Annotated in this window: 19 protein-coding genes and 1 riboswitch; of the genes, 14 read left to right on the top strand and 5 right to left on the bottom strand. The window is 35.1% G+C overall.

Annotated features, from left to right (window positions below; genetic code table 11):
• Window positions 1–6 precede the first annotated feature (6 nt).
• Genes ord through G7082_RS14510 form a run of 6 tightly spaced genes read left to right on the top strand, consistent with a single transcriptional unit; the run spans window position 7 to window position 6,759 of the window.
• Complete coding sequence (gene ord / locus G7082_RS14535; protein ID WP_166035916.1) at window positions 7–1,065, top strand: 2,4-diaminopentanoate dehydrogenase; 1,059 nt, start codon at window positions 7–9, stop codon at window positions 1,063–1,065.
• Window positions 1,066–1,083: 18 nt separating this feature from the next.
• Window positions 1,084–1,383 carry a 2-amino-4-oxopentanoate thiolase subunit OrtA gene (gene ortA, locus G7082_RS14530; protein WP_166035915.1) on the top strand — a complete coding sequence of 100 codons (300 nt, stop codon included), beginning with the start codon at window positions 1,084–1,086 and terminating at the stop codon, window positions 1,381–1,383.
• On the top strand, window positions 1,383–2,789 hold the full coding sequence (ortB, locus tag G7082_RS14525; protein ID WP_166035914.1) for a 2-amino-4-oxopentanoate thiolase subunit OrtB: 1,407 nt from the start codon (window positions 1,383–1,385) through the stop codon (window positions 2,787–2,789). The genes ortA and ortB overlap by 1 nt, the downstream gene beginning before the upstream one ends.
• A 13-nt stretch (window positions 2,790–2,802) precedes the next feature.
• Window positions 2,803–3,162: an ornithine aminomutase subunit alpha gene (locus G7082_RS14520; RefSeq protein WP_166035913.1), complete on the top strand. Its 360-nt coding sequence runs from the start codon at window positions 2,803–2,805 to the stop codon at window positions 3,160–3,162.
• A gap of 2 nt (window positions 3,163–3,164) precedes the next feature.
• Complete coding sequence (oraE, locus tag G7082_RS14515; protein WP_166035912.1) at window positions 3,165–5,384, top strand: D-ornithine 4,5-aminomutase subunit OraE; 2,220 nt, start codon at window positions 3,165–3,167, stop codon at window positions 5,382–5,384.
• Between the two features lies 1 nt (window position 5,385).
• Window positions 5,386–6,759, top strand: coding sequence for a GlmL-related ornithine degradation protein (locus tag G7082_RS14510; protein ID WP_166035911.1), 1,374 nt, complete (start codon window positions 5,386–5,388; stop codon window positions 6,757–6,759).
• A gap of 51 nt (window positions 6,760–6,810) precedes the next feature.
• A riboswitch (cobalamin riboswitch) is annotated at window positions 6,811–6,943 on the top strand.
• 125 nt (window positions 6,944–7,068) lie between these two features.
• Here the strand turns inward: G7082_RS14510 and G7082_RS14505 are convergent.
• Window positions 7,069–7,959 (bottom strand): LysR family transcriptional regulator, encoded by an 891-nt coding sequence (locus G7082_RS14505; protein ID WP_166035910.1) that lies wholly within the window; start codon window positions 7,957–7,959, stop codon window positions 7,069–7,071.
• Between the two features lie 191 nt (window positions 7,960–8,150).
• On the opposite strand from G7082_RS14505, the gene G7082_RS14500 reads away from it, so the two are divergent.
• From G7082_RS14500 to G7082_RS14480, 5 genes are read left to right on the top strand one after another with little or no spacing between them, the layout of a single operon-like run.
• The gene (locus G7082_RS14500; RefSeq protein ID WP_166035909.1) at window positions 8,151–9,062 is read left to right on the top strand and encodes an energy-coupling factor transporter transmembrane component T; all 912 of its coding nucleotides are present in this window, start codon (window positions 8,151–8,153) and stop codon (window positions 9,060–9,062) included.
• A complete protein-coding gene (locus G7082_RS14495; RefSeq protein ID WP_166035908.1) occupies window positions 9,035–10,711 on the top strand; it encodes an ABC transporter ATP-binding protein in 1,677 nt (558 codons plus the stop codon). The genes G7082_RS14500 and G7082_RS14495 overlap by 28 nt, the downstream gene beginning before the upstream one ends.
• Window positions 10,704–11,378, top strand: a complete 675-nt coding sequence (locus tag G7082_RS14490; protein ID WP_166035907.1) for an ECF transporter S component — start codon at window positions 10,704–10,706, stop codon at window positions 11,376–11,378. The genes G7082_RS14495 and G7082_RS14490 overlap by 8 nt, the downstream gene beginning before the upstream one ends.
• A gap of 16 nt (window positions 11,379–11,394) precedes the next feature.
• The gene (locus tag G7082_RS14485) at window positions 11,395–11,811 is read left to right on the top strand and encodes a DUF4430 domain-containing protein (protein WP_166035906.1); all 417 of its coding nucleotides are present in this window, start codon (window positions 11,395–11,397) and stop codon (window positions 11,809–11,811) included.
• Window positions 11,812–11,828: 17 nt separating this feature from the next.
• Window positions 11,829–12,392, top strand: coding sequence for a cob(I)yrinic acid a,c-diamide adenosyltransferase (locus G7082_RS14480; RefSeq protein WP_166035905.1), 564 nt, complete (start codon window positions 11,829–11,831; stop codon window positions 12,390–12,392).
• A gap of 108 nt (window positions 12,393–12,500) precedes the next feature.
• On the opposite strand, the gene G7082_RS14475 is transcribed toward G7082_RS14480, so the two are convergent.
• Both G7082_RS14475 and G7082_RS14470 read right to left on the bottom strand, forming a co-directional pair.
• Complete coding sequence (locus G7082_RS14475; RefSeq protein ID WP_166035904.1) at window positions 12,501–13,871, bottom strand: LPXTG cell wall anchor domain-containing protein; 1,371 nt, start codon at window positions 13,869–13,871, stop codon at window positions 12,501–12,503.
• Between the two features lie 99 nt (window positions 13,872–13,970).
• Window positions 13,971–14,867: a LysR family transcriptional regulator gene (locus G7082_RS14470; RefSeq protein WP_166035903.1), complete on the bottom strand. Its 897-nt coding sequence runs from the start codon at window positions 14,865–14,867 to the stop codon at window positions 13,971–13,973.
• A gap of 123 nt (window positions 14,868–14,990) precedes the next feature.
• Here G7082_RS14470 and G7082_RS14465 point away from each other — a divergent pair, with 123 nt between their 5' ends.
• Together G7082_RS14465 and yjeM are read left to right on the top strand one after the other, a co-directional pair.
• Window positions 14,991–16,181: a coenzyme F420-0:L-glutamate ligase gene (locus G7082_RS14465; RefSeq protein WP_166035902.1), complete on the top strand. Its 1,191-nt coding sequence runs from the start codon at window positions 14,991–14,993 to the stop codon at window positions 16,179–16,181.
• A gap of 256 nt (window positions 16,182–16,437) precedes the next feature.
• Window positions 16,438–17,952: a glutamate/gamma-aminobutyrate family transporter YjeM gene (gene yjeM, locus G7082_RS14460; protein ID WP_166035901.1), complete on the top strand. Its 1,515-nt coding sequence runs from the start codon at window positions 16,438–16,440 to the stop codon at window positions 17,950–17,952.
• 82 nt (window positions 17,953–18,034) lie between these two features.
• Here yjeM and G7082_RS14455 read toward each other — a convergent pair whose 3' ends face one another.
• The gene (locus G7082_RS14455) at window positions 18,035–18,553 is read right to left on the bottom strand and encodes a GNAT family N-acetyltransferase (protein ID WP_166035900.1); all 519 of its coding nucleotides are present in this window, start codon (window positions 18,551–18,553) and stop codon (window positions 18,035–18,037) included.
• A 14-nt stretch (window positions 18,554–18,567) separates the two neighbouring features.
• Complete coding sequence (locus G7082_RS14450; protein ID WP_166035899.1) at window positions 18,568–19,194, bottom strand: FusB/FusC family EF-G-binding protein; 627 nt, start codon at window positions 19,192–19,194, stop codon at window positions 18,568–18,570.
• 227 nt (window positions 19,195–19,421) lie between these two features.
• On the opposite strand from G7082_RS14450, the gene G7082_RS14445 reads away from it, so the two are divergent.
• Window positions 19,422–19,940: a GNAT family N-acetyltransferase gene (locus tag G7082_RS14445; RefSeq protein ID WP_166035898.1), complete on the top strand. Its 519-nt coding sequence runs from the start codon at window positions 19,422–19,424 to the stop codon at window positions 19,938–19,940.
• Window positions 19,941–19,942: the final 2 nt, after the last annotated feature.

Here is a 19,942-nt window from a genome sequence, read left to right as displayed (position 1 = left end):
ATATTAATGCAAAACGTAAAAGTAATTATTTGGGGAATGGGAGCTATGGGCTCTGGAATGGCACGTATGTTATTAGGAAAAAAAGGTGTGGATGTTGTTGGAGCTATTGATATTGGTGATAAAATCGGTAAACCAATTTTTGAACATTTAGGAGAAACTTTTGAAGGAAAAGAAAATATCAAGATTGGAACGGTAGAAGAGTACATTACAGAAAAACGTGCAGACGTTGTTTTATTATGTACAGATTCATTTACTAAAAAAGCTTTCGATAAAATTAAATTAATCGTTGAACATAAAATGAATGTCGTTACAAGTGCCGAAGAAATGGCTTTTCCTAAAGCTCAAAATCCTGAATTAGCAGAAAAAATTGACGCTTTAGCAAAAGAAAATGGGGTGTCTGTTTTAGGAACTGGAATTAATCCAGGCTTAATTATGGATGTACTTGTTTTAGTTATGACTGGTGCTTGTACAGATATTAAAAAAATTACATCTCGTCGTGTCAATTCATTGTCTCCATTTGGAGCAGCGGTAATGGAAGAACAAGGCATCGGTATTTCTGTAGAAGAGTTTGAAAAAGGTAAAGCAGAAGGAACATTAGCTGGACACGTTGGTTTCCCTGAATCTATTTCACTCATGTCAACAGCCTTAGGAATAGAATTAGATGAAATCGTTCAAGACATGGAACCAATCGTCACAGACGTAGATCGTGTAGCGCCTCATGGTGAAGCGAAAGCTGGTTCAATTGCAGGTGTTGCGATGAAAGCTTGGGGTAAAAAGGACGGAGAAACGATCATCGAGATGGATCATCCTCAACAAATCGAACCAGAACAAGTGGGTGTTAGTACAGGCGATTACGTGATTATTGATGGAAATCCAGCGATTAATGTGGTGAACTCACCAGAAGTTGAAGGTGGTGTTGGAACGATAGCGATGTGTGTCAACATGATTCCGCAAACCATCAACGCTCGTCCTGGACTTGTAACAATGATTGATTTACCAATTCCACATGCTATTTTAGGTGATTTTAGAGATCAAATTCATCCAGAGGCAAAAATCGTTAAATAAATAATGGAGGCTTTAGACATGATTAAGAAAAATGAGTGGGTTCAAGTTCATTCAGTTGTTTTGACATCTGATCAAAGAGCGCCACAAGTACCAGATGATACAAAAAGTGTGCCACTAGAAATGTGGGTGAAGGGTTTTCTAACTGAAGATGCTGAATTAGGCGAAATGGTGACTGTAAAAACGGTAACTGGACGATTAGTTGAAGGAAAATTAATTCAGGTACATCCAACATTCCGACATAGTTTTGGTGAATTTGTGCCAGAAATTCTAGAGATTGACCAAACCATCAGAAAAGAATTATTTGGAGGTGATTATTAATGTCTAACAATAGCTATCAAGCAGTCATGGATCGTAAAAACAAAATAGTTCAAGATTCTCTAAAAATAAACTATGAAGATTTTAAATTATCCGATGTTGCTTTTGATTATGAGCGAATGATGTCAGAAGTGGGTTATTCCATTGATGAAATGATTGAAATTCAATCTGCCTTAGGTGTTGGTAATACACCGATTGTTGAATTAAAAAATATCACAGCCCTTTCTCGTAAATATGCAGCACCTGGAAAAGGCGCTCGTATTTTTGTGAAGGATGAAGCAGCGAACGCCTCAGGGAGTTTCAAAGACCGTCGTGCCTCTGTTTCTTGTTACCATGCTAAAAAATTAGGTTATAAAGGAGTAGTGACTGCAACTAGCGGGAACTACGGCGCAGCAGTTGCGTCTCATGCAGCTAAATTAGGCTTGAAATGTATCGTGGTACAAGAATGTTTTGATTCAAAAGGAAAAGGACAACCAGAGATTGTTGAAAAAGCTAGGAAATGTGAAGCTTTAGGAGCAGAAGTCGTTCAATTAACTGTTGGACCAGAATTATTCTATCAATTCTTACAAATTGTGGAACAAACAGGCTATTTTAATGCGTCACTTTATACACCATTTGGGATAGCCGGTGTTGAAACTTTAGGCTATGAAATTGTTAAGCAGTTTGACCGAGAAGTTGGTAAGCAACCAGATGTGGTAGTAGCAACCAACGCTGGTGGTGGTAACTTAACTGGTACTGCTAGAGGAATGATTAAAGCTGGGAATACAACCACTAAAATTGTAGCAGCAAGTGTTGACCTAACTGGTTTACATATGGCCTCAGATGGTGATTTTAACCGTAAATCCTTTACAACCGGACACACTGGTTTTGGTGTTCCTTTTACAACAGGTCCAGATCGATCAGATGTGCCACGTTCAGCAGCCCGTCCGCTTCGTTACATGGATCGTTATGTAACCATGAGCCAAGGGGAAGTATTCTATGTGACAGAAATGCTCGCTAATTTAGAAGGTCTTGAAAAAGGACCAGCTGGGAACACATCCCTTGCAGCGGCTTTTGCCATTGCTCAAGAGATGGATGAGGATCAAATTATTTTGGTTCAAGAAACAGAATATACAGGAGCTGGAAAAACGGTTCAGCCTCAGTTATCTTTTGCACGAGATAATGGGATTGATATTCACTTTGGAAATCCAAGAGATGAACAGCCTGGCGTATCGATTGTCTTACCTGATTCTCCAAAATCAATTGAGATTAAGGATGTTGATTTAGAAAAATTAAGACATTCAGCAATTAGAAATGCTATTAAAGGAATCGAGAGAGAATTAACCAAAGAAGAATTAGCTTATTTAGCAGAAGAAATCAATGGAACTGTTGAAGACGTTATAAAACATATCGAACAACTAAAAAAATAAGAGGTGACTATCAATGGAAGAAGTAACTTACGAAGAAGCAAGAAAACATCTTGTGGGATTATCAGATGATGAATTAAAGGATCGTTTTTGGGCCTTATCAGAGGAAATTATGGAACCAATGCTTGAGATGGGACGAGAATATACTTCCCCTTCAATTGAGCGTTCTGTTTTATTAAGAATGGGATTCTCTTCGATTGAAGCAACTGAAATTGTGAACCGAGTGCTTGCTCACGAATTAATGGGAAAAGGTGCAGGACATATTGTTTACCGAATCGCTAAAGAAAAAAATATCGATGTGAGAGAAGCTGGCATTAAATTAAGTCAAGGCGAGTATTGGGACGATGTTTTAACTATTTTTAAGGGAGGTAACTAGTGATGACAGAAACAATCAAACTAGATAAAAATAAAAAATTAGATATTAATGAAATTTTGACAGATTTAGAAAATTACCGACCTAAACGACGTGGTTGGGTATGGCGTACACCAGTACCAAATTATCAACTTCATAAATTTGAATACCATGACATGGCAGAATCGTTAAAACAATCAGTGCCGCTACCATCTGCTAAATACTTTGGTAATATTGATCCTCAAGGCACATCATCTATCACAACAGAAATCGCTTCTGGTCGTTTTGAAGATGATATTAGAAGAATGCGTATGGCTGCTTGGCATGGTGCCGATCATATTATGGTAATCAGAACTGCAGGACAATCCCATTTCGAAGGGTTAATTGAAGGAACGCCTCAAGGGATTGGTGGAATTCCAATCACAAGAAAACAAGTTCGTGCCCAAAGAAAAGCTTTGGATGCCATTGAAGAAGAAGTGGGTCGCCCAATTAACTATCATAGTTATGTATCAGGAATTGCAGGACCGGAAGTTGCGGTTATGTTTGCTGAAGAAGGGGTGAACGGAGCCCATCAAGATCCACAATATAATGTATTGTATCGTAACATTAATATGGTTCGTTCATTCATCGATGCCTGTGAGTCTAAAAAAGTGATGGCTTGGGCAGGAATTGCTCAAATTGACGGAGCACATAATGCCAATGCAACAGCTCGTGAAGCGTGGAAAGTAATGCCTGAATTAATGGTCCAACATGCCCTTAACTCAGTCTTCTCTTATAAAGTGGGGATGGCTAAATCAGATATTTGTTTATCAACAGTACCACCAACAGCGCCACCAGCACCATCTATGTTCTTAGATTTACCATATGCTGTGGCTTTACGTGAATTCTTTAGTGAATACCGCATGCGTGCCCAACAAAATACGAAATACATGGAAGCATCAACTCGTGAAGCAACAGTCACTCACGTATTAAACTTATTAATTTCAAAATTAACAAGTGCGGATATTCAATCAACAATCACGCCAGATGAAGGACGTAACGTTCCTTGGCATATTTATAATGTTGAAGCCTGTGATACAGCTAAACAAGTTTTCCAAGGCTTAGATGGTTTCAATCAAATGGTTGAGTTAAAAGAAGATGGACCATTGCGAGAACAAGCGCGTGAAATCAAAGAACGTTCTGTTTTATTCTTAGAAGGAATGATTGAAGCAGGAGGTTACTTCCAATCGGTAGAAGATGCTTTCTTTGTGGATTCAGGTAATTATCCAGAGCGAAATGGCGACGGGATTTCAAGAAAAATTAATGGTGGTGTAGGAGCTGACACGATTTACAAACGTGATGAAGACTACATGGCACCAGTTACCGCTCACTTTGGTTACAACAATGTGGCTCAATATGACGAGTCAGCAATTGATGATCCAGCAAAATTAATTGGTGGTTCAACATTTGAAAAACCAGAAAAAATTATTTTTATTGATGAATTAGATGAAAATGATAACGTGAATTTACGTTTAGAAGAAACAAAAGAATTCAGAGAAGAAGGCTTAATTAAACCAGAAGCAGAGTGGCAAGGAGACGGTACGGTTTTAATGACCTTCATGATTCCAGAATCAAGTCGTGTAGCAGAATTTGCAGCGCTTGAAATGGGTAAAAAAATGGGTCTTGAAGATTGCGAAGTCATCAATAAAGAAGTGATGCAAGCGGCAGAAGGAACTCGTATTGAGATGAAAGGGCGTATGCCATTCTCAATTAAGAAAGATTCACTCATCATTCCAGAAGAACCTGTTGTCATGTCAGACGACGAAATTCGTGAAGACATTAAACGCAAGAAAATGGTGATCGTAGCAGGAACTGTAGGAGAAGATGAGCATTCAGTGGGCTTACGAGAAATCATCGATATTAAACATGGTGGTATCGAACGTTTCGGAATTGAAGTTCATTATCTAGGAACTAGCGTGCCAGTTGAAAAACTAGTGGATGCAGCGATTGAATTAAATGCTGATGCCATGCTAGCTTCAACAATTATCAGTCATGATGATATTCACTACAAGAATATGCAACGTATTAATGATTTAGCGATTGAAAAAGGAATCCGTGAAAAAATCATGATCATGGCTGGTGGAACGCAAGTTATTCCAGAAATCGCTGTGAAACATGGGATGGATGCAGCCTTTGGACGAGGAAGTAACGGATCAAATGTGGCGACAGCGTTAGTGGAACGTCGCCGAGAAATGGAAAAAAAATAAGATGAAAATAGATATCTTGGTAGCAGAAATTGGATCAACAACAACCGTCGTTAATGCCTTCCATGATATTCATACAGATTCACCGAAATTTATTGGTCAAGGACAGGCAGCAACTACTGTTGAGGAGGGCGATGTTCGTATCGGTCTAGAAAACAGTATTCGTGATTTACAAAAAAATCTACAAGCAGATACTTTAACCTACGATGAGTTATTTGCCACATCCTCTGCAGCAGGAGGATTAAAGATGACTGTTCATGGTTTAGTCTTTGACATGACAGCAAGAGCCGCTAAAGAAGCAGCTCTTGGTGCTGGTGCGATTGTCAAAATGGTAACGGCTGGTAATATGCGAAGAACGGATTTTAAAAAGATACAAGAAACGAATCCTAATATTATTTTAATCGCAGGTGGTGTGGATTACGGTGAGCGAGATACAGCCTTAAATAATGCTGAAAAGTTGGCTGAATTAAACTTACCGATTCCAGTCATTTATGCAGGGAACATTGAAAATGACGAAGAAATTAAATTGATTTTTGAAAACTACGATAATGATCTTTATGTGGTTGAAAATGTTTTTCCAAAAATCGATGAATTAAACGTTGAACCGACTAGAAAAGTTATTCAAGATACCTTTGAAAAACATATCGTCCATGCGCCTGGAATGGAGCATGTCTATGATATTGTGAACGGTTCAATTACACCGACGCCAGCAGCGGTAATGAATTTAAGTCAATTAATTTATGACAAAATTGGGGACGTGTTGGTGATTGATGTGGGTGGGGCGACAACAGATGTCCACTCCGTGACAGAAGGCTCAGAAGCGATTTCTAAAATTCAGGTAGCTCCGGAACCTTTAGCTAAAAGAACGGTTGAAGGTGATTTAGGACTCTATGTTAATAAAGAAAATGTGATTGAGTTAGTAGGAGAAGAAGAACTTGTTAAACAAGGGTTTGATTTAGACCTTTTTCGAAATGAATATCATTCGATTCCTAAAACTGAAGAAGAGCGAAGGTTGGTTGAGGTTCTTTCAGAAGCAGCCACATTAACTGCTGTTGAAAGACACGCTGGGCAAGTAAGATATGTTTATGGTCCAACAGGTCGTTCTACTTTGGCACAAGGAAAAGATTTATCCAATGTGAAGTATGTGATTGGAACAGGTGGGGCATTAACAAGGCTTGCCAATGGTCCGGCTATTTTACAAAAAATCACAAAGGATAAGGATTCAAAATCATCTCTTTTATTACCAACAGGAAGTGTAAAAGTCTTAATCGATCATGATTATATTATGGCGTCATTAGGTGTCTTGGCACACAAATATGAAGAGGCTGCACTTATATTGTTGGAAAAATCGTTTAGAGAACAAGTTTTTAAAGATTAATTAGTCGAAAAGGCTTTCAAATGCTGAAAAGATAAGTTATAATTAATAATATCGTTTAATTTAGAATAAAACATTCTTATGAATGACAATGGAAGTTGGTGAGAGGCCAACACTGTACCCGCAACTGTATAAACATCATCATGATGTTTGAGTCAGGAACATTGGTTGTATTCTAAATTCACTTTTTCGGGAGTAGAGAAGTGGCTAATCATGTCTAAAACATGGGCCACTTTGTGTAAACAAAGTGGCTCTTTTTCATTAAAAAAAGTTCTTTTACCGGCAAGTAAAAGAACTTATAGTATTCTCAGTTTATGCCCATTTTATGGTTTGCAGTTTCGGAGTGTTGTGAGCACCTTGTTGGCAAACAAAATTAAAAAGGGTTGAGATAGATTGATTTGTACAGTTGGATTTATTCATGATGACTTGAATCGGCTCTTCTTTTGCTATGACTTCAATAATGTTGATTGTCCCAGAATCAATATATTCTTGAAGTCTACCCGTTCTAACGATGCCTAGCATTTTACCAGATAAAATGGCTTCTTGAACAATTTCATCACTACTCGTATTGATGATTGTCGGTTGATTAAAGCATTGCTGAAAAGAGTTATCATAGTTATAATACTCAGATTGATCAATAACGATTGGATATTTAGAAAAATAATCTTCCAGTGAATACTCTGGATTAAAGATTGAATGGTGGATACAAAGAGCTGTACTCTCAACAGCAATTTGCTTAGTGATTAAATCAGAACTGGCTACTTTACCTGTGATAATGCCAAGATCAATTTCGTTTTTCAAAATTTTACTAATGGTTTCCTCATTACTAGCACCATTTAAGGTGAAAGTCACTGTTTCATTTGTTTTAGCCATCTTGTTTATGGCAGGCATGAAATAGCGAAAACCGTAATAGTCATGACCTTGAAGTTGGAGTGAGATATGGTTGCCTTGGTCAGGTGAAATATTTTTGATCAAGTTAATCTCTTTTAAGATGTTGATTGATCTCATGTAAAGCTCCTCACCAGCTTTTGTCAAAAGATACTTTCCGTTTCTTTTGATAAGTAGGGTACTTCCTAGTTCAGTTTCTAAACTTTGGATATGTTTGGTGATGGTTGGTTGTGAATAATTTAGTTTAATTGCTGCTTTGGTCATGTTTAATTCCTCAGCCACAACTTGAAAAGTTTGTAAGGTTCTTATCTCCAAAAAATCACCTCCTAAATTTTTAAATGCCTCACGTTATATTATATCTCAAAAGACATAATCGGTAAACGTTTTCTTTTTTATAGGTTATTTTTTTTGTTCTTTTTACATGGTATTATAAAGTGAATAGCGACTATTCTAATTTGTTTAAAAATTTTTTTTTAGTTAATATATAATAAGATTGAGGCTATCCTATGAATTCTTTAAAAAAGCAATACTTTCCACATTTTCATCCGGTTATTATTTTTTTATATTTTTGTTTAATCCTAATGATTATCATGTTTTCTGTGAATCCTATCATTCGGTTAATGGCGCTTATAGTAGGTGTATTCACCCAGTGGCGTTTAGTTGAGAAGCAGCAAATAAAAAGTGATCTAAAATTATTTGCCATCATTTTTATCTTTTCTATGTTAGGTAATTTTTTATTTGTTCATACAGGAAGAACGATTTTATTTGAATGGGTGATTAGCGCAAGTAAGAGCTACCGATTTACATGGGAGTCGTTATTTTATGGTATATCTTTTGGTGTGATGATGTGTGCCATTTTTATTTGGTTTCGATTATTTTCATTATGTTTTGATAGTGAAAAAATTCTGTATCTATTTGGAAAAAGGCTGCCTAAAGTTTCTTTAGTTTTATCAATGATTTTAAGGTTTATTCCTCTGTATCAAAAAGAAGTCGATAATATTAAACTAGCTCAAAAAGGAATTGGCTTAAATAATGAAGTAGAAGGACGAAAAAAGATCGAAAAAGAGTACCAAACATTTTTAAGTTTGTTTGGATGGGCATTAGAGAAATCAATTATCACCTCTGATTCAATGAATTCTAGAGGGTACGGTTTAAAAAATAGAACACAATATCAGGCGTATCATATCAAAAGAAGAGACATCACGCTTGTATTAGTGAGTGCCATATTATTTAGTGGCGTATATCTATGCTCAAAAAGTGGTGGCTTCTCATTTTATTATTACCCAAGAATTAATTTAGGGATTGAAGAAGGCGTGTCATTATTAGGTTATATTAGTCTAGGGTTTTTATTATGTTTACCCTTATTAGTTGAATTAAAGGAGCAAGTGAAATGGACATACTTAGAATGGAAAATGTAGGGTTTAGGTATGATCAGGCCTCTCAAAATGTTTTAGAAAATATAACCTTTAATGTTAAAAAAGGTGATTTTGTTGTTGTGATGGGAGCTTCTGGAAGTGGAAAAAGCACATTGCTACGATTATTAAAAGAAGAATTAAAACCTCATGGCAAGATGACAGGAACTATTTATTTCAATGATCGTTTAATAACAGAACTATCTGACGAAGAAGCTGCCTCTAAAATAGGCTATGTGATGCAAGATCCTGAAGCTCAGATTGTGACTGATAAAGTATGGTCTGAACTTGCTTTTGGGTTAGAAAATTTAGGATTACCAAGGGAAATTATTAGAAGTCGGATTGGTGAGATGGCGAATTATTTTGGGATTCATCATTGGTATCACAAAGATGTGAGTGAATTATCAGGGGGACAAAAACAATTATTGAACTTAGCAGCTGTTCTTGTGATGCAACCTGAAATTGTCATCTTAGATGAACCCACTGCTCAGCTTGACCCAATCGCCTCATTAGATTTTTTACGAACCATTAGCCGGATAAATAAAGAATTAAACACGACGATAATTATTGCAGAACATGATTTAGAGGAAGTTTTCGGTACAGCGGATCAACTGTTATTATTAAAAAAAGGCGAGAGCGCTATTTTAGGAAGTCCAGTAGAGTTGATTGAGACGTTAATAAAAACAAAAGAGGGTGAAGAAAATTTACCTTCAGCCATTCGATTACATCGTTTGTATCAATTAAAGACAAGCTATCCATTAACTATCAGTGAAGGCATCAGACAGATGAATACTTTTTTTGAAAGTAGGAATGTTTCAGCTTTTAACACGGTAGAAAATGAAGGAGTAGTAGAAAAAAATCCTGTTATTTCTTTAAATCAAGTGGCTTTTAAATATTCGCGCCTTGATACGGATATTTTATACGACGTATCATTAGATATCAATCAAGGAGAAATTTTTACGATTCTTGGTGGGAATGGCTCTGGTAAAAGTACACTCCTTAAAGTAATGAGTGGCCTTGTAAATCCTTATCAAGGAAAAATTCTTCTTAATGGTAAAAAATTAAAAGGAAAAAATAAAAATTACGGGCATGAAATTGCTTATTTACCTCAGCAACCAGCTGCTATGTTTGTTAAAGAAACAGTCAAAGATGATTATCAAGGCTTTTTAGAAGCTATGAAAATACAGCAAGTAGATGAAAAAATAGAGGAAGTGGTTAACTCTTTATCAATTGATCATTTGATGGATCAACATCCTTTTGATTTAAGTGGTGGGGAACTGCAGTTAGTGGCTTTAGGTAAAACTTTACTTCTTCAACCGGATATTTTATTTTTAGATGAGCCAACAAAAGGCGTGGATACTAAAAATAAGAAAAAAATCGGTAAAATATTAAAGAGTTTATCAAAGAGCGGTAAGACAATTATTATTGTTACTCATGATATGGCGTTTTCAGCTAGTATTGCAGATCGTTGCGGGTTATTTTTTGATAAACAAATGATTTCCATATCTGATCCAGAAACGTTCTTTTCAAGTAATTATTTCTATACGACACCGACAAATAAAATAGTGAAGAATTACTTACCAAAAGTAGTCACTGTGGAGCAAGCAAAAGAACAATGGTGTTCTTTTGAAAAAGGGAATGAAGCTAATGGTTAAGAAAATCAGAAAACTAATCATTTTTCTTTTATGCCTAACGCTCATGTATTTCTTTTATCAACACAATCGCTATAACTTATTATCCATATTTGTGGTGTTAGTTTCTTTTATTCCATTTTTAGAAAAATTTGAAAGAAAAGAGATGGCAACGAGAGAATTAGTTTTGATTGCGGTAATGACAGCGACGGCAGTTGTTTCAAAAATTATTTTTTTCTTTGCCCCGTCGATTAATCCTTTAGTAGCAGTGGTTATTATTTCCGGACTTCAGTTTGGCTCATTATTTGGTTTTATGGTGGGAGCTTTGTCTCCATTTGTCGCCAATATGATCTTTACACAAGGGCCTTGGACGCCGTTCCAAATGATAACAACGGGCATAATTGGATTAATTGCAGGTAGTAAGTGGGTTAGAAAGCATGAAAATAATCGGATCATTATAAGTATTTTAGCTATCATGTCAGGAGTGATGTATTCACTCTTAATGGATATATGGACAGTGCTGTCCATTGATGGCGTCTTTACGTGGAGTCGTTACTTCACTGTATTAATTCCAGCGATACCTTATACAATGACGTATATGATATCGAATGCAACATTTGTAAACATATTAATCAAGCCATTAAGTACGAAAATAAAACGTATTAAACAAAAATATGGTTTGGAAAATTAAGAAAGAGGGAAAGAAAATGAAAAAAATAGTAGGATTAGTTGTATTATTAGTAGCTTTAACAGGATGTGGCTCAAAACAAGCAGACACAACGAAAGATAGTAACCAACAAGCAAGCAGTTCAGCAGTAGCTTCATCAGAAAAAACTGAAAAAGCTGTTAAAGTTGTCTTACAAGAAGATGGAAAAGAATTCAGTACAAAAGAAATCGAAATTAAAGAAGATGCTATTTTAGGCGATGTAATGGCTGATAACTTTAAAATTGGTGAAGAAAACAACATGATTTCTTCAATCGATGACAAAAAACAAGATGCAAAAGCTCAAAAATATTGGATTTACCAAGTAAACGGTAAAGAAGCAGAAGTGGGAGCTAACGAATACAAATTAAAAGCTGGAGACGAAGTTATCTGGAATTTATCTAAATTCGAAATGAAATAAATAAAGGAAGTGACAACATGAAAGTCTATACAAAAGGTGGAGACAAAGGGAAAACAAGTCTAATCGGTGGTAAACGTGTTAACAAAGGCAATAAGCGTGTTGAGGCGTATGGTACCACAGATGAAATTAATTCCCAAGTCGGTTTAGGTATTTGTGAAGTAAGAGAGTTAAAAAATAGCGAAGAACTTGTCGCTGAATTAACAGAAGTTCAAAACTATTTATTTGATTGTGGAACAGACTTAGCGAATGTGTCAGATGAGATGCCTTTTATGATAACCTCAGAACATGTCAAATGGTTGGAAGACAAGATTGATGGGCATACAGAAAAGTTGCCAAAAATTGAACGCTTCATCTTGCCTGGTGGTAACAAAGCAAGTTGTCAATTACATGTTGCTAGAACGATAACAAGAAGAGCAGAACGTGCGGTGGCTTCTTTAATTGAAGAAGAAGACATTCCAACAGATGCGTTTAAATTCTTGAATCGCTTATCAGATTACTTTTTTGTTGTTGCAAGATTAGCCAATGTTTTAGGGGAAGAAGAAGAGCACTTCTATGAAAGAAGTAAGATCGTTTTTCACTAATCAGAGTGGTGAAAACGGCGTTAAGCTCCAGGCAACTGCCGTTTGACCCCGGAATAAAAAAACAGACATTTCCATTTAACTGGAGATGTCTGTTTTTTTATTTAAATATTAAGCTTCTGTATCGTCAGAGCCTTTTTTCTTTTTCATGAAGAAGATAATACCAGCGATTACGATAACTACTGCACCAATAACACCAGCAAATTTCATTTTTTCTTCACCTGTTTGAGGTAATTTGTTGACTGGAACATAATCTTTGGCAGTTTTTCCACCAGGAGTACCAGTGTTGCCACCAGTGTTTGTTTTATCCACGAAGTTTACTTTGATTTTATCTTCAGAATAAACAATTTTTAATTCATTTTTAGGATACTCTGCATTAAGTTTTTTCATAGAAGCATCATCAATAGTAAATCCAGGAGTGAATTCTCCAGAACCAGGTTTTAAAGGTTCCCAATCACCTTTATCACTAAGTGAAAGATAAGGATCATTTTTAATTGCTCCAAAAGTACCTGTAACATCGATTTTACCATCAGCTATAGCTTGTAATCTACCTTGACCAGACCATTTAGAACCGTCAAATGTAGCATCTAATGATTTTTGTTTAAAAGTAATTTTGATTACTTTTTCTTCTTTTTTTACATCTGAAGCATTGATTTTAACACTTTGTTTGTAGTCTAATTTGATTTCTTTTCCTTTAAATTTATCTGAATTAGCGATTGCATCAAAGTTTTTATCTTTGATTAATTTAAAGCTAACTTCTTGATTAAATTTCTTTTCTTTAACGCCATTTTCAAGAACTTCAAATGAACCATCTTTAGCTAATTTAATTTTTCCGTCTTTTGAATCAAGAATATCAAAATCAGCATTTAAAGCAGCACCATTATAGTCGAGTGTAATTTTACCTTTGTTGTCTTTAATAGTTGGAGTTAACGTTAATCCTAATGGAGTTGGAGTTACAGTCGTAGTATCTTTTTTATCAATCACAAATGATACATTTTCAACTGGAATTTTATCGCCAATTGTTTGAGTAGGATATTCTTTCTTCAAAAATTCTTTTGTAGCTGTATCTGGTTTAAAGAAAAGTTTAACATCTGTTTTCCCAGCTTTTAAAGCAGTCCATTCACCTTTTTCGTTAATGGTAACAAGGTCTTCTTTGTCAGCAGGTTTCTCAGTTTCAAATGTACCTTTTAATTCTTTGTCTTTCAATTTTCCAAGGTTGATAACGCCTTTTGAACCTTCTTTAGTTTTAATAGGGCTGTCTTTCAATCCTAGTTTAAAACTTTTCGTCGCTTCATCAGCTTTATCTTTGTCCGCTGCTGTGACTTCATCTTCTTTCACAGTTTCATCTGCTGCATCAGCTTTAAGAACTGTTTCAGTTGTATCTTTTGTTGTTTCTTCTGCATTAACCAATGTTGTGCTACCTAACAATAAAGGGACACAAGCTAAGACTAGTGCTGAAACGCGTAATGAATTTTTTTTCATGAGATTCGCTCCTTTTAATTTAAATAATCTATATGTAATTATTATACATGAATTTGTTCGAAAGTTAAATAGTTATTTTATTATATCAGTTTTATGAGTTTACAATGTGTTTTTGTTGTTAATGATGACTTGAACGAATTTTTGCGAGGCTAAAGAGAGTGAAACGCTTTTTAAATAACATAAACCAATCGCTCTTTTAGGGATTTGCTCAATTAAATCCACTTCTTGAAGAATTCCTTGTTTAATATAAGCTTTTGAAAACTCTTTTGTAACACAGGCAACGCCAAGATTAATTTTAGCAAAATCTAATAATAAATCATGAGAACCTAATTCAAATTCAGGATTTAATGATAATTCTTTCTCCTTCAAAAAACTATCAATAAAACGCCGTGAAATTGAGTCTTGATCTAAACAAATGATAGGATGTTTTAAAACATCTTCTATTGATTGAGGTTCTAAAAAATTCTTCGCGTATTTTGAACCGTAGACAAAAGTGTCTTGCACATCAGCACAGTGGATTTTCTCAAGTTTGTCATCTTCAATTGGAAAGTTACAAATGGCAATATCGATTTTACCTTGTTTTAGGATATCAATTAATTCGGAAGTCGTTCCGTTAACTAATTTAAAACTAATTTCAGGGTAAATTTGATGGAAGTGCTCTAAAAAAGGTAGTAGGAAATAGCGAGAAATGGTATCACCAACCCCAATTTCAATTTTTCCACCTTTTAGTAGCTTGAATTCTTCCATCTTTTTCTCACCAGAGTCAAGCAGATTCAGAGCAGAATAAACATAATCATGAAGTAATTTTCCTTCGTCAGTTAAAATGACGCCTTGTGGGTTCCGGTTAAATAAGCGAATGGAGAGTTCTTGTTCTAATTGGGCAATGGCTTGACTGACTGCTGGTTGGGTTAAATAAAGGCTTTTGGCAGCTTTTGAGAAACTTCTGTGTTGCGCGACTTCATAGAAAACACGATATAAATCTAGTTTGTTAACCATATAAATCCTCCTTATACCTCATATAGTAGATATTAATTTTACTTATAACATGAAACACGGTATAGTACAAGAGTAGAAAAATTTTAAAACGCATACAGGTTATGCAAGAAGGAGCGATTTCTATTGGAACGCACAGTTGGAACAATAACTAGAGGGCTACGTTGTCCGATTATTAATGAAGGGGATAGCATCGAAACAATCGTTGTCGATAGCGTCTTAAATGCATCAAAAGCAGAAGGATTTAGTATTGAAGAAAAAGATATCGTTTGTGTAACGGAATCAATCGTTGCAAGAGCGCAAGGTAATTATGCTTCAATCGATCAAATTGCCAAAGATGTCACAAATAAATTCGGTGAATCAACAGTGGGCGTTATTTTCCCGATTTTCAGCCGTAATCGTTTTTCAAATATTTTAAAAGGAATTGCTCGTGGATCTAAAAAAATCGTTTTAATGATGAGCTATCCATCAGATGAAGTGGGAAATCACTTAGTATCTTTAGATGCGTTAGATGAAAAAGGTGTAAATCCTTGGACTGATGTTTTAGATGAAAAACAATTTAGAGAGTTATTTGGTTATAACAAGCATACCTTTACTGGTGTTGATTATATTGAATATTACAAAGAATTAATCGCTGCTGAAGGTGCCGAATGTGAAGTTATTTTCTCTCAAAAACCTAAAACAATTTTAGATTACACTAAAAATGTTTTAACATGTGACATCCATACACGTTACCGCACAAAACGTATCTTAGAAAATAGTGGGGCTGAAAAAGTTTTCACTTTAGATGATATTTTATCAAGTTCTGTTGATGGTAGTGGATTTAATGAAAATTATGGTTTACTAGGATCAAACAAATCGACTGAAGAAGGCATTAAATTATTCCCAAGAGATTGCCAACCAGTTGTTGAAGCCATTCAAGAAACAATCAAAGAAAAAACAGGTAAAACAATTGAAGTGATGGTTTATGGGGACGGAGCTTTCAAAGATCCAGTTGGAAAAATTTGGGAACTTGCTGATCCAGTTGTTTCGCCAGCCTTTACTTCTGGCTTAGAAGGAACACCAAATGAAGTTAAATTAAAATACTTAGCTGATAACAACTTCTCAGATTTACGTGGTGCTGATTTAGAAGCAGCCATCAAGAAACATATCAATGAAAAAGACGAAGATTTAACAGGCTCAATGGAAGCCCAAGGAACAACACCTCGTCAATTAACTGACTTAATCGGTTCACTAGCTGACTTAACATCAGGAAGCGGCGACAAAGGAACACCAATCGTTTATATCCAAGGATATTTCGATAACTTTACGAAATAGAATGGTGAAAAGGGCGTTTAGCTCCGAGCAACTGGAAGAACTATCAAAATCTAAACTCAAAAAGAAGTTGACACTTGTCAGCTTCTTTTTTTGCCATTCATCTCTCATTCAAAATGTCAGATGAATATTTTAATGAGGAACATCTAAAATTAAGATTAGAATAAAAGGAAAATTGTATCACAACCGTGTTTTATTCACATATTTAAATTAAACTGTATAAGTATTCAAATAGAATTTTCTAAGGAGTTTATAGTCAATGGACGAAGAACAGAGTAACAAAAAGAAACTGTCGTTAACAGCTCTCATATTAATGATTTTTACCTCAGTATTTGGTTTTGCCAATATTGTTAGAGCTTATTACTTGATGGGGTATGCATCAATCATTTGGTATGTTTTAGCAGCAGTGACTTTCTTTCTACCGTTTGCTTTTATGCTATCTGAGTTTGGGGCAGCATTCAAAGATGAAAAGGGTGGGATTTATTCCTGGATGGCAGTTTCGGTTAATCCGAAGTTTTCATTTGTGGGAACAGTTATGTGGTACGCCTCTAATATTATTTGGATGGTAAGTACAGGGATATCAATTTGGATTCCTTTATCTAACGGAATCTTTGGAGTTGATAAAACCCAGCAATGGTCATTTTTAGGTCTCGATAGTGTGCAGACATTAGGGTTACTCGGAGCAATATGGATTTTGTTTATTACGGTTGTATCCAGTAAAGGACTTGATAAAATTGAAAAAATTACCAATGTTGGTGGGGTAGCAGTTGCCCTATTAAATGTCGTTTTAATTTTAGTCGGAATATTTATATTAGTTTTAAATAAAGGTCAAATGGCGGAACCAGTGACTGTAGCAAGTTTTGTTAAGTCACCCAATCCTGATTATGGATCAATTATTTCAGTCTTTAGTTTCTTAGTATTTGCAATTTTTGCCTATGGTGGTTTGGAAATCATTGGTGGATTAGTGGATGAAACGGAAGATGCTGTGGTTAATTTTCCTAAGGGTATCAAATTATCAGCGATTGTGATTGCAGTGGGATATGCTGTAGGAATTTTCATTATGGGAATTTTTACGAATTGGTCATTTGCTTTTACAGAATTTTCAGCAGCAGATATTACTCTAGGTAATGTAGCATATGTGGCTATGAATAATATGGGATATCAATTAGGTTTAGCCTTAAATTTATCTGACAGTGTTGCGATTCAAATTGGTGTTTGGATGGGAAGATACATTGGAATTTCAATGTTCTTAGCTTTAACAGGTTCATTCTTTACTTTAGCTTTTTCTCCTTTAAAACAATTAATTGAGGGAACACCTAAAGAAATTTGGCCTAAAAAATGGACAAAAACTAAAAATGGTTTACCTGTTCACGCCATGTATGTTCAAGCTTTTGTCGTGATTGTCATTATTTTATTTGTCTCATTTGGTGGAAAAGGTGCGAAAGAATTTTTTGAAATTATTATATCGATGACAAATGTCGCGGTAAGTATTCCTTATATGTTCATCGTGATTGCTTTTTATGGCTTTAAGAAGAAAGAAGAAATCGAAAAACCTTTCATTATGTTTAAATCAAAAAATGGTTACAAATATGTTGTGGCAATGGTAACTTTCGTGATTGGATTTGCTAATGTCTTTACAATTATTGAACCTGCACTTCACGGAAGGTATGATGAAACATTCTTTTCTATTTTAGGACCAATCGTTTTTAGTATTCTAGCACTACTAACGTTTAGAAGATATGAAAAGAAAATGGAGAAAAATGAGATAAATTAAAAAAATCATCAGATCCAATAAAAGGATCTGATGATTTTTAATTTGCTCCAGATGCTTGGAGCAAAACGCTTTTTAATTCACTCTATTCAAACGCTTTTGAATACTTTACTGTACCGTAAACATTATTCAGACTGTCTTTCTGTAATTCTTTTATCATAAAGAATTCATCTGGAACGTCAAACGGTGCTTTGACATTGAAGTTGCTTGCTGGGGTGTAGCCGAATTTTGAATAGTATTCAGGATGTCCAAGAATAACGATAAATGGTTCACCATTTTCGCTAGCTGCTTTTTCAAGGGATAGCATTAATTTTGAACCAATCCCTTGTTTTTGATAGTCTGGATCCACTGACAAAGGTGCTAAGGAGAGTCCAGCTAGTTGAGTCGAGTCATCCTCGATATAACAACGGCTTAATAGTCCGTGTCCAAGGATTTTTTCATCTGTTAGTGCGACAAGCTCATAAGCAGTATCGTAATCTTTTTCATTTCTAATCTTTTCGATTAATTCTGCTTCGCCTTGGTAACCAAATTCAGTGGTCTTAAAGGCTGCAATGGTCAATTTTGAAATAGTTTCATAATCTTTAGAATGTGTTTGGCGGATCAAAAAATCATTCCTTCCTATTTAGTAACTGTGTGGTAGAAATCATGTAAATGATCTAAGTCTTCCATTTGTTGGTTACATTTTTGGCTGTCTTTACAAATATAATTTCCTTTTTTAGTATAAGTACCATCACCAGCGACTCGGGTTGTGGTTAAAAACATAGCAACATTATCTATTTTATGGCAAATGGCACACACGTTTTTGATCACGTCTGTGGACATAACACCGTAACAACCAGTTAGACGCTCCTCATGGTAAAAGGTAATATATTTTCTTTGGGTGCCTATATCGTCCCAAGCAAGGTAATTTATTGCTTTTAAATTAATACTATCCCATTTAGGATATTTGATTTTTTTAACTTTTCGAAAGACTTTCTCGATTTGCTTATCAGAAACTTCCTTAAAAGGTAAAATCTGTGCTTCAATTGTTTCAAATAGAGAAACAGCTTTAGCGTTAGTTAACGTTTTATCTAGATAGATAGGTTGAATTTCTGCCAAAAAAGCTTCCTCTAAGAAGGGTGATATATTTTGAGTCACCGTTTCTTGAATAGTCAAAATGACGCTTTTATCATTTACTGTTTTATAAACATTAATCAGATGGCTGATTTGTCCTTTAATATAGTTATATTCATATGGTTGTAGCATGTTTTTTCCTTCTTTCTCATGAGTTTGAGATACTCTGAGGAAAACAAACTACTTATCTTAAGTTGTTGCTCAAAGTATCTTTAATAAAAATTACCTTGAGTCAAGATTAAAGATGACGGTATCATCTCAATCACCTCCTATTAATGGTCTTAGCATATAATTTTACAATTAATTTGTAAAGCATTAGAATTAGACTTACAAAAAAAGAAGTAAAAGGGAGGAAATATATGTTATATTATGTTAGAAAAGCCGAAATAAGTGATTTAGAAGATATATTAAATGTTGTACAAAATGGGAGAGAAACACTTGCTAAGAATAATGTTCCCCAGTGGCGCAATGATGAAGGTCCAAATAAAGAAGTTCTTACAGAAGATCTTCGAATTGGTGAAGGATATGTTTTAATCGAAGTTGATCAAATTGTAGGTTATGGAACCATTACTACAGGTGAGCAAGATGGCTATGCTGATATAACAGATGCTTCATGGCTTGGTGGCGTTGATTATGTTTCTATTCATCGGTTTGTTATCACCACATCAATCAAGCAAAAGGGAATGTCCCAATTCTTTTTAGGGCATTTGATCTCTTTTTCAAAAATGCTAGGACATTCAGATTTAAGAGTGGATACTCATCCCTTAAATTTAGGGATGCAAAAAGTAATTGATCGATCTGGTTTTTCTTATCAAGGAAACATTGTTTTACCTTGTCCAGATGGTGAGAGAAAAGCTTACCAGTTGATTTTAAATTAAAA

Source organism: Vagococcus hydrophili, from assembly GCF_011304195.1.
Taxonomy (GTDB): domain Bacteria; phylum Bacillota; class Bacilli; order Lactobacillales; family Vagococcaceae; genus Vagococcus; species Vagococcus hydrophili.
Note: the sequence above shows the minus strand (reverse complement) of the source record. Positions and strands in the feature narration are given on the sequence as shown.